The organism is Rhodococcus sp. 05-2256-B1 (assembly GCF_002258465.1).
Taxonomy (GTDB): domain Bacteria; phylum Actinomycetota; class Actinomycetes; order Mycobacteriales; family Mycobacteriaceae; genus Rhodococcoides; species Rhodococcoides fascians.
Window position 1 is genome coordinate 1 of record NZ_NOZA01000026.1, and the last position, 14,818, is coordinate 14,818.

At 65.6% G+C, this 14,818-nt stretch carries 12 protein-coding genes and 1 pseudogene; 7 read left to right on the forward strand and 6 right to left on the reverse strand.

From position 1 onward, the window contains the following. The 3 genes and pseudogenes from CH285_RS13405 to CH285_RS13415 all read left to right on the forward strand — a co-directional run. Positions 1-127: pseudogene (locus CH285_RS13405) on the forward strand (MBL fold metallo-hydrolase); the annotation flags it as partial. A 145-nt stretch (positions 128-272) separates the two neighbouring features. Beyond that, positions 273-947: a DUF5642 family protein gene (locus CH285_RS13410; protein ID WP_371129016.1), complete on the forward strand. Its 675-nt coding sequence runs from the start codon at positions 273-275 to the stop codon at positions 945-947. A 169-nt stretch (positions 948-1,116) separates the two neighbouring features. Beyond that, positions 1,117-2,232 carry a DUF4192 domain-containing protein gene (locus tag CH285_RS13415; protein WP_094643152.1) on the forward strand — a complete coding sequence of 372 codons (1,116 nt, stop codon included), beginning with the start codon at positions 1,117-1,119 and terminating at the stop codon, positions 2,230-2,232. 12 nt (positions 2,233-2,244) lie between these two features. Here the strand turns inward: CH285_RS13415 and galE are convergent, their stop codons facing one another. After that, a complete protein-coding gene (gene galE, locus CH285_RS13420) occupies positions 2,245-3,225 on the reverse strand; it encodes a UDP-glucose 4-epimerase GalE (protein WP_027496874.1) in 981 nt (326 codons plus the stop codon). 46 nt (positions 3,226-3,271) lie between these two features. Further along, complete coding sequence (locus CH285_RS13425) at positions 3,272-3,958, reverse strand: metal-dependent transcriptional regulator (RefSeq protein ID WP_027496875.1); 687 nt, start codon at positions 3,956-3,958, stop codon at positions 3,272-3,274. A gap of 185 nt (positions 3,959-4,143) precedes the next feature. Between CH285_RS13425 and CH285_RS13430 the strand changes: the two genes are divergently transcribed. Together CH285_RS13430 and CH285_RS13435 are read left to right on the forward strand one after the other, a co-directional pair. Next, positions 4,144-5,412: an acetoin utilization protein AcuC gene (locus CH285_RS13430; protein WP_052054723.1), complete on the forward strand. Its 1,269-nt coding sequence runs from the start codon at positions 4,144-4,146 to the stop codon at positions 5,410-5,412. A gap of 64 nt (positions 5,413-5,476) precedes the next feature. After that, complete coding sequence (locus CH285_RS13435; RefSeq protein WP_027496877.1) at positions 5,477-8,134, forward strand: bifunctional acetate--CoA ligase family protein/GNAT family N-acetyltransferase; 2,658 nt, start codon at positions 5,477-5,479, stop codon at positions 8,132-8,134. Between the two features lie 137 nt (positions 8,135-8,271). On the opposite strand, the gene CH285_RS13440 is transcribed toward CH285_RS13435, so the two are convergent. From CH285_RS13440 to CH285_RS13450, 3 genes are all read right to left on the reverse strand, one after another. Next, the gene (locus CH285_RS13440) at positions 8,272-9,243 is read right to left on the reverse strand and encodes a sigma-70 family RNA polymerase sigma factor (protein ID WP_027496878.1); all 972 of its coding nucleotides are present in this window, start codon (positions 9,241-9,243) and stop codon (positions 8,272-8,274) included. Between the two features lie 169 nt (positions 9,244-9,412). Beyond that, the gene (locus CH285_RS13445; protein WP_094643246.1) at positions 9,413-10,894 is read right to left on the reverse strand and encodes a N5-glutamine methyltransferase family protein; all 1,482 of its coding nucleotides are present in this window, start codon (positions 10,892-10,894) and stop codon (positions 9,413-9,415) included. 45 nt (positions 10,895-10,939) lie between these two features. After that, positions 10,940-11,308, reverse strand: a complete 369-nt coding sequence (locus tag CH285_RS13450; RefSeq protein ID WP_027496880.1) for a DUF3099 domain-containing protein — start codon at positions 11,306-11,308, stop codon at positions 10,940-10,942. A 91-nt stretch (positions 11,309-11,399) separates the two neighbouring features. Between CH285_RS13450 and CH285_RS13455 the strand changes: the two genes are divergently transcribed. Then, positions 11,400-11,636, forward strand: a complete 237-nt coding sequence (locus CH285_RS13455; protein ID WP_027496881.1) for a DUF3039 domain-containing protein — start codon at positions 11,400-11,402, stop codon at positions 11,634-11,636. 38 nt (positions 11,637-11,674) lie between these two features. On the opposite strand, the gene CH285_RS13460 is transcribed toward CH285_RS13455, so the two are convergent. Continuing rightward, positions 11,675-12,757 (reverse strand): YihY/virulence factor BrkB family protein, encoded by a 1,083-nt coding sequence (locus CH285_RS13460; RefSeq protein ID WP_255032307.1) that lies wholly within the window; start codon positions 12,755-12,757, stop codon positions 11,675-11,677. Between the two features lie 191 nt (positions 12,758-12,948). Between CH285_RS13460 and CH285_RS13465 the strand changes: the two genes are divergently transcribed. After that, a complete protein-coding gene (locus tag CH285_RS13465) occupies positions 12,949-14,688 on the forward strand; it encodes a DEAD/DEAH box helicase (protein WP_027496883.1) in 1,740 nt (579 codons plus the stop codon). Positions 14,689-14,818: the final 130 nt, after the last annotated feature.

Here is a 14,818-nt window from a genome sequence, read left to right on the forward strand (position 1 = left end):
CGGCTCGATCCGGGATCGGTTGTTCGCGTTGCCCGCCGAGACCCGGGTCAACACCGGGCACGGAGACGGAACGAGTATCGGGGACGAGTCCCCGCACCTGGAGGAATGGATAGCCCGCGGGAACTGACACCGACGACACTGCCGTAGCTCGCCTGCCGCGTTCGAGGTAGGTGGAATGAGACAGTGGTGGGGACGCCGAAGCGCTCGCTGCGGCGTCCCCACGAACTCGAAGAGGACTTCACGTGAGCCGCGCCGCACAGACCCGCCTGACCATCGCTGCCACGTCGGCGGCGATCGGAGCATTCGTGCTGGTGGGGTGCAGCTCCACCGTCACCGGAACAGCCGAGCCCACTGCCGGTGGCACCACCGCATCGCAGCCCGGCACGGACCTGAACACACTGCTCATCGACCCGGCGAGCTTCCCGGCCCCGTACGACGCGTTGGTTCTGCCCCAGCAGGCCATCTCGCAGGCCGCTCCCGATCTCAGCGGAATACCGGCCGGCGCCGAGGTCAGCCCGGCGGGGTGCAAACCAGCGGACCAGGACTTCGGCCCGACCGGTACGGCGATGATCGTCGGCACCGACAACGACAGTCGATCCACGATCTCCATCGAACTGACCGCTGTCGACCAGCCGCTCTCGGCGCGCAAAGAGCAGCTCGAACAGTGCGGCGAAGTGACCGCAACCAAGTCCGGTGCCACCTCCACGGTCACGTCCACGCTGACACCCGCACCGCCGATAGACGCTGACGACACACTCGCCGTGCGACAGACCGTCTCGTCGGGCACCGGCGGGGATGCCGTCACCCAGTCGATGTTGACCCTGATGGCGCAGGTCGACGGCGTGCGGATCTCGGCGACATTCATGTCCTTCGGGTCCGCCACACCCGATGCGATGACGTTGGACGAGCTGTTCACGGCCGCGGTGCAGAAGGTGAACCAGAGCTGACGTTCTCCCGCCGGAGTGGCGGCCTCTCTAGCAGAGCGGACCGACACGGTCCGCTCGGCGGAGGCGGGTGGACGCCGTTTCATCCACAGAGAGTCCGGCATGCACAGGGTGCTGCTCGGCCCCTGGTCGAGCCGGGAAGGCACCACGGAGCCTCGTAAGACTTCGAGGCATGTACACACCGACGAACTCCCACGACCCCTTTTCCGGTCGACACCGCGTACGGATCGGTGACGCGAGCGAACTGTTGGCCGCGATCCCGGCGATGCTCGGCTTCGATCCCCATCGATCGATGGTGCTGATCGCGCTCGAGGACGGCGGCACCAGCATCGGCCCAACGATGCGGCACGACCTCGTGCTGGCCGGCGAACACACCGATCGACGTGCGGGTAGCGACACTCGCGCCACGCCGGACATGCTCGACGTCATCGACTACCTGGCGGGCTACTGCGCATTCGAGAACATCGTCTCGGTGATCGCTGTGTTCGTCGACGACAGACTCGGCCGCAACGAGCGAACGCACTACACACTCGACGTTCAGGATCTGGTGAACGAGCTCGAGGTCACCCTCCCGACGTTCGGTGTGCGGCTCGAAGCCGCCTTCGCAACCTCGGCCATTGCCGATGCCGCGCACTGGTGGTCGCTACAGGGCCCACGGCAGCACGGTCGTATCGCCGATCCGACGGCATCGCCGCTGACGGTGGCCAGAGTGCTGGACGGCTATCCGGTGCGAGGATCGAGAGACGAGCTCGCCGAATTCATCGCACCCGGCCCGGTCGAGACGGTGCAGGCAGTCGCCGCCGAGATGGCAAGGTTTCGGCGCAGCGATGCACTGTCGCTGACCGACCACCTGACAGCGGTGTTGTCCTACCTCGCGCGGTCTCCCTACGACTCCGAGCTCGAGACCATCGACTTCGCGCGGGTCGCCGTCGCGATCGGGCATGTGCAGGTCCGGGACGCGGTTCTGGCACTGACTCTCGGTGAGGATGCAGATGTCGTCGAAGAATTCTGGGCGCACCTCGTCCGTGTGGTTCCGAACCGCGAAAGAGCAATAGCAGCAACACTTCTCGCGTTCAGTGCCTACGTGCGAGGAGACGGACCGATGGCCCGAATCGCGATCGATGCGGCCCTGAAGGCAGACAGCTCCCACAGTTTGGCGTCGCTGTTGGACCGGTCGCTCGGTGTCGGTGCCAGTCCTGCCCTGGTTCGCGAAGTCGCCGAGAGTGGGTTCGCCTGTGCGCGAGCCTGTGGCATTCGGCTACCGGGCGACCCGTTCGGTCGGCGCTGATCTGGAGTCTGCTCAGCGAGCCGCGTGAGAACGGTCGCCGAGCTGCTGCAGAAAGTCCCACGCATCGGACACGATGCGATCGAGATCGGTCAACTCCGGCGTCCAATGCAGTTCCTCGACGGCACGGGCGCTCGATGCGATCAGCACGGCCGGATCACCGAGCCTGCGAGGCGCATGTTCGACGGCAATGGGCAGTCCGGTGACGCGCTTGCACGACGAGATGACCTCGTCGACGGAGAATCCCGTTCCGCTGCCGAGGTTGTAGATGGAGTGCCGACCGGGTTGGGCGGCATCGACGGCGAGGATGTGCGCTTCGGCGAGATCGGCGACGTGGATGTAATCGCGGACGGCTGTGCCGTCGGGAGTGGGCCAGTCCGTGCCGAACACCGAGATCTTCTCTCGCTGACCGAGGGCGACCTGTAATACGAGGGGGATGAGATGGGTCTCGACGACGCGGTTCTCACCGAAACCCTTGTACGCGCCGGCCACGTTGAAGTACCTCAGACTGGTAGCGGCGAGACCGTAGGCCGCTGCGTACGAGGTGATGGCGTGGTCGATCGCGAGTTTCGTCGCACCGTACGGGTTGGTGGGACGTGTGGGGTCGTCCTCGGTGATGGGAGTCTTCTCGGGCTCGCCGTAGGTGGCCGCGGTGGAGGAGAACACCAACTTGGGGGTGCCGGAGGACCGGATCGCGTCCAGAAGAGCCAGGGACGTCACTACGTTCCCACTCCAGTACTTGTCCGGCGACACAACCGACTCGCCCACCAACGACTGCGCTGCGAAATGCAGAACTGCATCGAAGTCGCCGCCCGTCAATACTTCCGCCGCGACGTCTTTGATGTCACCCTCGACGAAAGTGACCCCGGCGGGAACGGCATCCCGATTACCGGTGGACAGGTTGTCCACGACGACGACCTCATGGCCGCGTTCGTCGAGTACCGCCGCGCACACACTGCCGACGTACCCTGCACCACCGGTAACGAGAAGCTTCACTGTTCGATCTCCCTCACACGCGGCAGAGGCCGTCCGTGGGAAGAGATCAGACCTTCTTCACCTGAACGGCATGCGCCATTTCGTCGGATATGTCGACACCACTGTGTCCTGGCACCGTGATCGTCACCGACCCGGGCTTGGCTTCGACTGTAACCCGGGCATCGGGAACCACGCCCGCCTCGCGTAGCTGAGCGATGACCTCGGGGTCGGACTGAACGTGCTCGGCCAAGCGGCGAACGACGACCGCCGTAGGCTCGCCGAGCGGTACGTCGGTGAGACGAATGAGAGCCTCCGGTGCCAGTGTCGTCTGACCCAGACCCAACTCCGCCAGACCAGGGATCGGATTACCGTAGGGCGAGGTCGTCGGGTTGTTCAGCACGGTGACCAACCGGCGCTCGACCTCCTCGCTCATCACGTGTTCCCAACGGCACGCCTCGGCGTGCACATCTTCCCAGCGCAGTCCGATGATGTCGACGAGCAGACGCTCCGCGAGACGGTGCTTGCGCATGACCGCGACGGCCAGGCTGCGGCCCTTCTCGGTCAGCTCCAGATGCCGGTCGCCGGCGACGGACAGAAGACCGTCGCGCTCCATTCGGGCGACGGTCTGACTGACGGTGGGACCACTCTGCTCCAGCCGCTCGGCGATCCGCGCGCGGAGCGGGATGACGCCTTCTTCTTCCAAATCGTAGATCGTCCGGAGGTACATCTCCGTGGTGTCGACCAGATCCTTCACACTCAACCCCTTCGTCGGGTTCGATCCTACCGTCAGCGGCTCTGAATCGGCGCTGCACCCGATGGCGGCGGGCGCGGCGCATCACAACCCCGGAAGCCGCTCGCCGTGGCGCGTCACAACCGGGTACCGAACACAACACCGGAACCCGGCAACACCATCCCGCGCGGCAACGTAGTTTTGTCCGTATGTCTGATCAGGCGACACGCGCCGCCGTATCCATTCCGAACCGTCCCGAGGACATCGTCGTGTGGAGCGCGGACTATCTCGGTTACCGGTGGAGCGACGACCATCCGATGAACCCGACGCGGCTCGATCTGACGATGGCCCTCGCCACCGATCTCGGTGTGTTGGCGGGCGTGGAGCTCGTCGAACCGTCGGCGGCACCGGACTCGGAGCTGCTGCGTTTCCATACCAGCGCGTACATCGAGGCCGTCAAGCGCGCGCCGTCGCAGGGTCCGGCCCTGCGAGACCCCGACGACGTCGTCCACGGTCTCGGTTCCGACGACAACCCGGTGTTCGAGCACATGCACGAAGCCAGCGCGATGCTGACCGGCGGCTCCTTGGCGGCCGCGCGTGAGATCGCGTCGGGGCGGGCCAGGAGAGCAGTGAGTATCGGCGGTGGAATGCACCACGCGATGGCCGATTGGGCCTCGGGCTTCTGCGTCTACAACGACGCCGCCATTGCCATTTCGTGGTTGCTGGACAACGGGTTCGATCGCATCGCCTACATCGACGTCGACGCACACCACGGCGACGGCGTCCAAGCAGCGTTTCTCGGTGATCCTCGGGTTCTGACGGTTTCGCTGCATCAGCACCCGGCAACACTGTGGCCGAACACCGGATGGTCGACGGAGGTAGGAACCGAACGCGGCGAGGGTTCCTCGATCAACGTCCCGCTGCTGCCCGGTACCGCAGATCGACTCTGGCTCCGTGCATTCCATGCGATCGTTCCGGGCGCGATCGGAGCGTTCCGGCCGCAGATCATCGTCAGTCAATGCGGCGTCGACAGTCACCGCGAGGATCCGCTCGCAGACCTCGCGCTCACCGTCGACGGGCAGAACGCGGCCTTCCTGGCGATGCGCGACCTTGCGGACCGATACTCGGAGGGACGGTGGTTGGCCGTCGGGGGAGGCGGGTACGGCCTCGTTCGGGTGGTTCCACGGGCCTGGACTCATCTGATCGCCGCTGCCCTCGGCCGCGACATCGATCCGATGGCACCCCTACCCGACACCTGGCGCGAGCGAGTGAGAACCATGGCACCGAGCGTGGATCTGCCCCAGACCATGGGCGACGGTGGGGATGTCGACTATCCCGCCTGGGACGGTCCCGGCGGATCGTTGGCCGGAACGGACGGCACCGACCGGGCACTCGAACGCGTCGACTCGGCCATCATCGCCACTCGTCGAGCAGTGTTTCCGCTGCTCGGACTCGATCCGGAGGACCCGCGTGACTGATTCCACCGGTACCGACCCGGCCGCCGAACAGGCCGCCGCGACAGACGAGAAGAGCAGCAAGGAACTGGCGCGAGAGCGCGCGGAAACAGAGTTTCCGCGGCACTGGGTCGCCGACGTTCTCACGTCGGACGGCGGCGTCGTGCACCTGCGGCCCATCGTGCCCTCGGACTCCGAGGCCATCGTGGCTTTTCACGGACGACTGTCGGAGCGCACCAGATACCTTCGGTACTTCGGCCCCTATCCGACGATGCCGCAGCGGGACGTTCTGAACTTCACCACTGTCGACCATCACGACCGTGTGGCCTTCGTCGCAGTACTGGGCGACGACATCATCGCGGTCGGCCGGTACGAGCGGCTACCCGAGGGCGACGGCAACTCGGCCGAGGTTGCATTCGTCGTCGCCGACGCCCACCAGGGCCGCGGACTCGGACCCATCCTGCTCGAGCACCTCGCGGGCGCGGCCGCCGAGAACGGCGTCAACATGTTCGTCGCCGAGGTGCTGGCCGAGAACCGCAACATGGTCACCGTGTTCCGGGAGGCCGGATATCAGGTGAGCCGTTCCTTCGAGGGCGGCGTCCTACGGCTGGAATTCGCGATCGATCCGAGCGAGGCGTTGCTGTCGGTGCGGAACTCTCGCGAGCGCGCAGCCGAGGCCCGTAGCGTTCGAAACGTACTCAGCCCTCGATCGGTCGCCGTCATCGGCGCATCGACCGACAGCTCCAAGGTGGGCAACGCGGTGCTGGCGAACTTGCTCGCCGGTAACTTCACGGGCCCGGTGTACCCCGTCAACGCCGACCACCGCTCGGTGCGCGGTGTCCGCGCGTACGCCACGGTGCACGACATCCCGGACCCGGTCGACCTTGCTATCGCGGCGGTTCCGGCCGATGCCATCGACGCGGTGCTCGACGACTGCCTGGACAAAGGTGTCAAAGCACTGCTGGTGGTGTCGGGTGGATTCGGCGAGACCGGGCCTGCGGGGCAGGAGAGCGAGCGCAGGCTGGTGCTCGCCGCCCGTGCCCACGGGATGCGATTGATCGGGCCCAACGCGCTCGGCGTCGCGAACACCGACCCGGAGTTCGGGTTGAACGCCACATTGGCGCCGCATCTGCCGACCCCGGGCAACGTCGGCTTCTTCTGCCAGTCCGGCGCGCTCGGCATCGCAATTCTCGACGAGGCAGCCAATCGCCGACTGGGTCTGTCGACATTCGTCTCTGCCGGCAACCGAGCGGACGTCTCGGGCAACGACCTGTTGCAGTACTGGGACTCCGACCCGGCGACCGAGGTGATTCTGCTGTACCTGGAGAGCTTCGGAAATCCCCGCAAATTCACCCGAATCGCTCGACGGGTCGCGCGCAGCAAGCCGATCATCGCGGTCAAGAGCGGCCGCGGAGCCGTACCACCCGCACACGCCATCGGTGCCGACATCGACGATTCCATCGTCCGAGCGTTGTTCGCCCAAGCCGGAGTGATCCAGGTCGACACCATCTCCGAATTGTTCGACTGTGCAGTACTGTTCGGCAACCAACCCTTGCCGGCCGGCCCACGCGTGGCCGTCGTGGGCAACTCCACGGCCCTGGGAGTCCTGGCCGTGGACGCCGCTCGCGCCAAAGGCTTGCATGCCGATATCCCGACCGACGTCGGACCGCAGGCCGGTCCCGAGGATTTTGCCGCGGCCGTCTCGTCGGCACTGGCCGCCTCCGACATCGATGCAGTGATCGTCGTGTTCGTGCCCCCGGTCGCGGTCGAGGTCGAACCGTTCGCGACTGCGCTGGGCAATGCGGTCCGGGGATCCGACAAGCCGGTGCTGTCGACATTCCTTGCCACCGAAGGTATCCCGGATGTGCTGGCTGTACGCGGGCCCGGCGGGCACCCGGTTCGGGGCTCAGTTCCGTCGTATTCGAGCCCCGAACGAGCCGTGGCGGCACTCGCCGCCGCGTGGCGGTATTCGTCCTGGCGCTCGCGGCCGGTGTCGAATCTGGTTCGACCCAAGAGCATCGACGGCGATCGCGCCAAGCAGCTGGTCCGGGATTGGCGTTCGGCAGGTGGCCAAGGGCGCTGGCTGTCGGATTTCGAGACTGCCGAACTGTTGGCCTGTTACGGCCTCGACGTCGTGGCGTTCCGCGCCGTCACCGACGAGAACGAGGCCGTCGCGGCGGCCGACGAACTGGGGTACCCGGTTGCCGTGAAGGCGACAGGGAAGCGGTGGCGGCACCGGCCCGATCTGGGCGGTGTCCGCTTGGACGTCGCCGACGCCTCGGCAGTACGGGTGGCATACCGCAACCTGGCCGCCGAATCCGGAGAGCCGCTACTGCATGTCCAGCGCATGGCAGTCAAGGGAATCGGCTGCGTGGTGCGGGTTCAGGACGACCCGTCGTTCGGATCGCTCATCTCGTTCGGTCTGGCCGGAGTGATCTCGGATCTGTTGGGCGACCGTGCCTACCGTGTGCTGCCGTTGACCGAGGACGAAGCGGCACAGTTGATCGACGCGCCGAAGGCTGCTCCGCTGTTGTCGGGCTATCGAAACGCCGTGCCGGTCAACAAGAGTGCGCTGATCGACCTCGTCCAGCGCATATCTGCGCTGGCCGAGGACATTCCCGACATCCGTGAGATTTCTTGCGAACCGGTGCTGGCATCCGCCGACGGCGCATACATCACCGATGCGCGAGTACGAATCGGGCCCGAACCGACGAAGGCAGACCTGGGTCCCCGACGATTGCGTTGACGAGGACTGTGTCGCCGAAAACGAGAGAAGCGGCGACCGAGCCGACGTCCCGAGGGGAAAGAACGTCGGTTCGGCCACCGCGTCGGATGGCGCGAACAGGAGTGGTCACCGTCGCTCCACCGGTCGGAGAACCGGAATCAGCTGGCGTACGAACGCAACTTCTCGGCGCGGTCACCCTGGCGAAGCTTGACCATCACCTCGCGCTCGATCTGACGCACGCGCTCGCGAGACAGTCCGAAGAGCTTGCCGATCTGATCGAGGGTGCGCGGCTGGCCGTCGTCCAAGCCGTAGCGCAGACGAATGACCTGCTGCTCACGTTCGTCGAGAGTGCCGAGCACGACGCGAACGTCGCTGTGCAGCAGCCCGGCGATGACGGCGTTCTCGGCGGACGTGGCTTCCGAGTCCTCGATGAAGTCACCCAGCGGCGCTTCCTCGTCGCTACCCACCGGCATGTCGAGGCTGACCGGATCCCGGCTGTGGTCGAGCAGATCCGCAATCTTCTCGACTGCGATGCCCGATTCACTCGACAGCTCCTCGTCGGTTGCCTCGCGTCCGAGCTGCTGATGCAGCTCCCGCTTGATCCGGGCGAGTTTGTTGACCTGCTCGACGAGGTGGACGGGGAGCCGAATCGTTCGGCTCTGATCTGCCATGCCGCGAGTGATGGCCTGACGGATCCACCACGTTGCGTAGGTCGAGAACTTGAAGCCCTTCGCGTAGTCGAACTTCTCCATGGCGCGAATCAGACCCAGGTTGCCCTCCTGGATCAGGTCGAGCAACGGCATTCCGCGACCGGTGTAGCGCTTGGCGAGCGAGACGACCAACCGGAGGTTTGCTTCGAGCAGATGGCTGCGCGCCGCACTTCCGTCTCGGACGATGATGGCCAGGTTGCGCTTCTTGACTGCGCTCAACCGCTTCGTGTTCTCGAGAACCTGCTTGGCGTACAGACCCGCCTCGATCCTCTTGGCCAGGTCGACCTCTTCTTCAGCCGTCAGCAACGCGGTGCGGCCGATGCCGTTGAGGTAGACGCGAACGAGATCGGCTGCTGGGCTCTGGGCGTCCAGATCGGCATCGGTGGGCCGCGGACGAATCGTGGTGCTGGGGCTGGTCATGACTTGCCTCCTGGTCGGTGGTGTCTCACAGGTTCAACGCTCGGGACGCTCCGATAAGTTCCCACGCCGATCCTTGTGATACCCGCCTGACCAGGGAATACGGCGGGTCCGTCCTGAGAAGTTGCTGAGAACGTTCGCAGCGGGAACGGCAGCGCAGCCCCAGGTCCGTTCAGCGAGCCGGCAACACGAGTCCGTGCCGCACCAGACCCTGCATCAGCGTCACCGCATGCCCCGCCAGTTCGTCGGCATCCTCACCGTGCGCGGCGGCGAGCAGCTCGACCAGTTCGCCCACCGCGAGCCCACCCGGACGCAGGCCTGCCAGAAGCGCGGCACCGAGATCGTCGACGTCGTGCTGCCACTGTGGTCCGTTTCCGCGGTGGACACGGATCGCCACCGGAGCCCAGCCCTCGTCGCCGGGAAGAAACACCCGTTCGAGCGCGGTGTTGGGGTCGAGAGTCAATACCGAGTCGAGAATGTCGTTGTCACGGAGCCACTCGAGCCGAGAGAAATACTCGAGCGACTCGTTCCCGAGCGGGTCGGAGAACCCGTGCGTCAACTCCTCGGCGAGCAGATCCGTCGGAGAGTCCGTCTTGCGTAGATAGACGAACCCGAAACCGACGCCCTCGACACCCGCGGCGGCGAAATGATCGAGCCAGGACTGGGCCACCGCGGCCGCATCGGGGTCGCGCGGGTCCAAACCGCCGTCGCGCATCCAGGTGCCCACATACAGAGCGGGGTCTGCCACGTCACGCTCGACCACCCAGGCGTCGACGCCGTGGGCGGGAAGCCAGGACGCCACTCTCGTACGCCAGTCCTCGCCCTCGATGTGCACCCACGACGCGAGGATGGCAGCAGTCCCACCGAGGGTGAGGTGCTCGGGTGCCTGGGCGATCATCAATGCGCTCGCACCGTCGAGGTCGAGGCCGGAATCTCGGTACGAGTGCAGTACTTCGGCTCGTCCCACGACGAACGGGGGATTGGCGACGATCCGATCGAACGTACGTCCGGCCACCGGCTCGAACCACGAACCGTGCAGCAATTCGACGTCGAGACCGTTGAGGGCCGTCGTCGCTGCCGCCAGATCCATCGAACGCGGGCTGATGTCGGTCGCGGTCACCGTCGTTGCGTAGTCGCACGCGTGGACGGCTTGGACGCCGCATCCGGTTCCGACGTCGAGGACGGTGTCCACTGAAGAGGTCGGTGTACCGCGCAACAACGACAGCGACGCCTGGCCGACGCCGAGCACATGATCGGTGGCCGTGTCGGCGACGCGCATGCTGCCGTCGGGATCGGAGACGATCCACCGGGTTCCGTGCCCGGCGTCGAGGGGCCGGATGTCGAGCAGGGTGCGCACCGTGGATCCGGTACGAGTGAGAATGCCGGCCGAGATGGCTTCGGAGACGGTCAGCGGTGCGAGAGCGGCCGCGACCTCGTCCTCGGGGCAGTCGTCGACCAGCAGGAACAATCGCACCAAGACACCCAGATCTCCGCCGCCGAGGCTCGCGTTGCGGACCGGTACCGGTTCGCTGCGTCCCAGTGCGGCGTGGGCGTCGGAGCCCAGCAACCTCAGGACGCCGTCGGCGTCGTAACCCGTGCGATCGAAGGCTTCACGGAGGGCAGCGGCGGCAGCGACCAGTGGGGACGGAGAAATCTGTGCGTTCACCGAGCAAGTGTCGCACCGCCTGTCGGCTTCCTGTCAGTCCTCGCCGGCTTCGATCACGCGGTGATTGCTCGATTCGATGGCCGGACTGTCGATGGTCCGGTAGTCGTACCGGCTCATTTCGTCCTTGGTACGCGGCGGCCGATCGTTCGCGATCAACACCGCCATCCATGGGAGCGGAATGGACAGACCGACGATCGCCATGGATATCCATGGGTTCATCCACATTCCGTATGCCAGTGCAGCGAGCACCAAGGCCGGTATGCGGAAGGACATGATGAACATGTACTTGCGGACACGCGCTTTGTGCTGCTCTTCCACCGACTGTTGCGCCTCGGTGATCAGGACGGGCCCATCCGGCGAGTCGCTGTACGCGCTTCCGTCGAACCCTGGGGTTCTCGTCATACCTCCACTGTGGCACTACCGCTCACAGATTGCATACGACGAGCTGTGCGACCGGTTCGAACACAGTGTGGCGACGGATTAATCTGTGTTCATGAGCACTCAGACGAAGGACCGTCCCGACATCGCTCCGGACGAAACCACCGACGATGACCGGCCGAAATTCTTCCATTACGTCAAGAAGAACAAGATCGCCGAAAGCGCCGTCATGGGTACCCATGTGGTAGCGCTGTGCGGCGAGGTGTTTCCGGTCACCAAGTCTGCAAAACCGGGCTCACCGGTGTGCCCCGACTGCAAGAAGGTCTACGAGGGCCTCAAGAAGGGCGAGTGACGGCTCACGTTCGACGGTGACTCCGCCGGGCCCGACCGTCACTGAGACGGTTCGGGCCGGTCGGATCGCTGCCGATCGCCGACCACTTTGATCGGGCCTGTGACTTTGATCGGGCCTGTGGCCAGACGCCGCGCTACCGCGGTCACCGGTCCCGACGGCTTGTCGTCCGCCGCTGCCTGCGCTGCGAGCCATTCACGCATTTGATCCATTCGGGTTGCTCTGGCCGGCCAGAACTCCTGGATCGTCGCGTTGAACTCGGCTCCGAGGACCACGGCGAAGCCGAGAAAGAACGTGAAGAGCAGAAACGCGATCGGAGTTGCCAGCGCACCGTAGGTGTAGCCGGTGCTGGTGACCCAGGTCAGGTACCGGCGGAGTACGGCGCTGGCAATCATGAAGAACACCCCGGCCAGCAGTGCTCCGCCGAGCAGACGATGCCAGGGCAGTGACGTGTGCAACGCCAGCTTGTACAACGTGGTCAGGCCGATGATCAGCAGCAAGCCGACGGCCGGGTAGTACAGGAAGTCGACGAGTTCGCTGCCGACGGTCAGCCACGAATCGGGCAGTATCTGCTGGACGTACACCGGTCCGAGTGCGACGAGCGGAAGCACGAACACCGCGATGATCAGGAAGCCGACGTACAGGAGCAGCGCGAAGAACCGCTGCCAGACGGGATTTCGAGCGTCGGCCTGTCCGTGTGCTTCGACGATGGAGTCCACGAACGTCGAGATCGCCGACGAGCCCGCCCACAGCGAGAGCAGAAAGCCGACCGAGACGATTTCACCGCTGCCCTGTGCGAGGACGTCTCGGACGGTCGGCGCGATGATCTGATCGACGACACTGCTGCTGAAGAGCGTGTTGCTGAAGGTGATGATCTTCGACTCGATGATGTCGACGGTGTTGGGGCCGAACCATCCTCCGACGAAACCGAGACTGCCCAGCACCCCGAGCAGAAGGGGCGGTAGCGACAGCGTCTGCCAGAAGGCGGCGGTCGCGGCCTTGCTGAAGATCGAATCGTCCCAGGCCTTGCCGAGCGTGCGCAGAGTCACTTTCCACACCGCACGTAGCGGGTTTCTCGCCGACAATCGCGGCGGCGTGGGAGTTGGGCTTGCAGACTCGCTCATGGTGCCTCCAGCATTCCTGACCGATGCCGACTTCGCCTAACGACCGACGCGCCGTGTCGCGTCCGACATCACCCCAGCGATGCGGGATCCGTCGGTACGGAGCGATAGGCTCGTCGGCGGACACTGCAGGGCTACCGAGAGCGCGAGGAATTTACATCGATGCCAGGAACCGGCGGCCAGTGAGCGCTGACATGTTCGATCCCACACCACCATCCACCGATCAGACGGCTGCGCCCGTCGCCGGCGGGGCACCTCTACGTGCCTGGCAGCGACGCGCGCTGACGAAGTATCTCGTCGCCTCGCCCAAGGACTTCCTGGCGGTGGCGACCCCGGGTGCAGGTAAGACCACGTTCGCCCTGCGCGTCGCCGCCGAACTGCTCGCGCACCGCACCGTCGATCAGGTGACGGTGGTGGCACCCACCGAGCACCTCAAGCATCAGTGGGCCGAGTCGGCGGCGCGGGTGGGCATTGCGTTGGACTCACGCTTCTCCAACTCGACTGGGCAGACCTCGAGTGACTACCACGGTGTGGTGGTGACCTACGCGCAGATCGCCTCGCATCCGTTCAAGCACCGAGTGCGCACGGAGGCCCGCAAGACTCTGGTGATCCTCGACGAGATCCACCACGGTGGTGACGCGAAGAGCTGGGGCGAGGGCATCCGCGAGGCGTTCGGCGACGCCACCCGACGCCTTGCGTTGACGGGTACTCCGTTCCGCAGTGACGACAGTCCCATTCCGTTCGTCAATTACGAACCGGATCAGGACGGCCTGATGCGGTCGAAGGCCGATCACGCGTACGGCTACTCCGACGCCCTCGCCGACGGAGTCGTTCGCCCGGTCGTCTTCCTCGCGTATTCCGGGGAGGCACGGTGGCGGGACAGCGCAGGCGAGGAGTACACCGCTCGGTTGGGCGAGCCGCTGAATGCGGAGCAGACCGCACGGGCCTGGCGTACCGCCCTCGACCCGCAGGGCGACTGGATGCCCGCGGTGCTGTTGGCTGCGAACACACGATTGGCACAGTTGCGGTCGGGCGGTATGCCCGACGCAGGTGGTCTCGTGATCGCGACCGACCAGACGGTGGCGCGGGCCTACGCCAAGCTGATCGAGGTGATCACGGGGGAGACGCCGACCCTCGTCCTCTCCGACGACCCCACATCCTCGGCTCGTATCGCCGAGTTCGGCAAGAGTGATCAGCGGTGGATGGTTGCCGTTCGCATGGTGTCCGAGGGTGTCGACGTTCCCCGTCTCGCCGTCGGCGTCTACGCCACCAGTGCATCCACTCCGCTGTACTTCGCGCAGGCGATCGGCCGTTTCGTGCGATCACGCCGTAAGGGCGAGACGGCGAGCGTCTTCCTGCCGTCGGTACCGGTCCTGCTCGACCTCGCCTCACAGCTCGAGGCTCAGCGCGACCATATTCTCGGCAAGCCCCACCGCGAGAAGGACGGCTTCGACGACGAGCTGCTGGCCGACGCCAACAAGCAGAAGGACGAGCTGGGCGAGGAAGAGAAGGCGTACACCTCCCTCGGCGCGGATGCCGAGCTCGATCAGGTGATCTACGACGGTTCCTCGTTCGGGACCGCGACGTTCTCGGGCAGCGACGAAGAGGCCGACTATCTCGGGCTCCCCGGCCTGCTCGACGCGACGCAGATGCGCGACCTGCTTCGCCAGCGTCAGCAGGAGCAGATCGACAAACCCGCTGCGGGCCCGGCGGTCCCCGCGCCTGCCGTCGTCAACGACAGGGCCACCAGTGCCGGCCAGTTGGCCGGCCTGAGGCGGGAATTGAACAGTTTGGTTGCGGTGTACCACCACCGGACGGGGAAGCCGCACGGCGTCATTCACGGCGATCTGCGTCGAATCTGCGGTGGCCCGCCGACGGCGATGGCATCGGCGGAGCAGCTGGGTGAGCGAATCGCACAGTTGCGCAAGATGTAGCACCCGACGGACGAGTGCTGCCGGCGGACTGTGCCGGTGACACGACAACGACGGACGGTCCAGAGACCGTCCGTCGTTGTGATCGTGCGTTGATGCAGTTGTATCGGTACAGCTGTGGCGAACTGGCGTC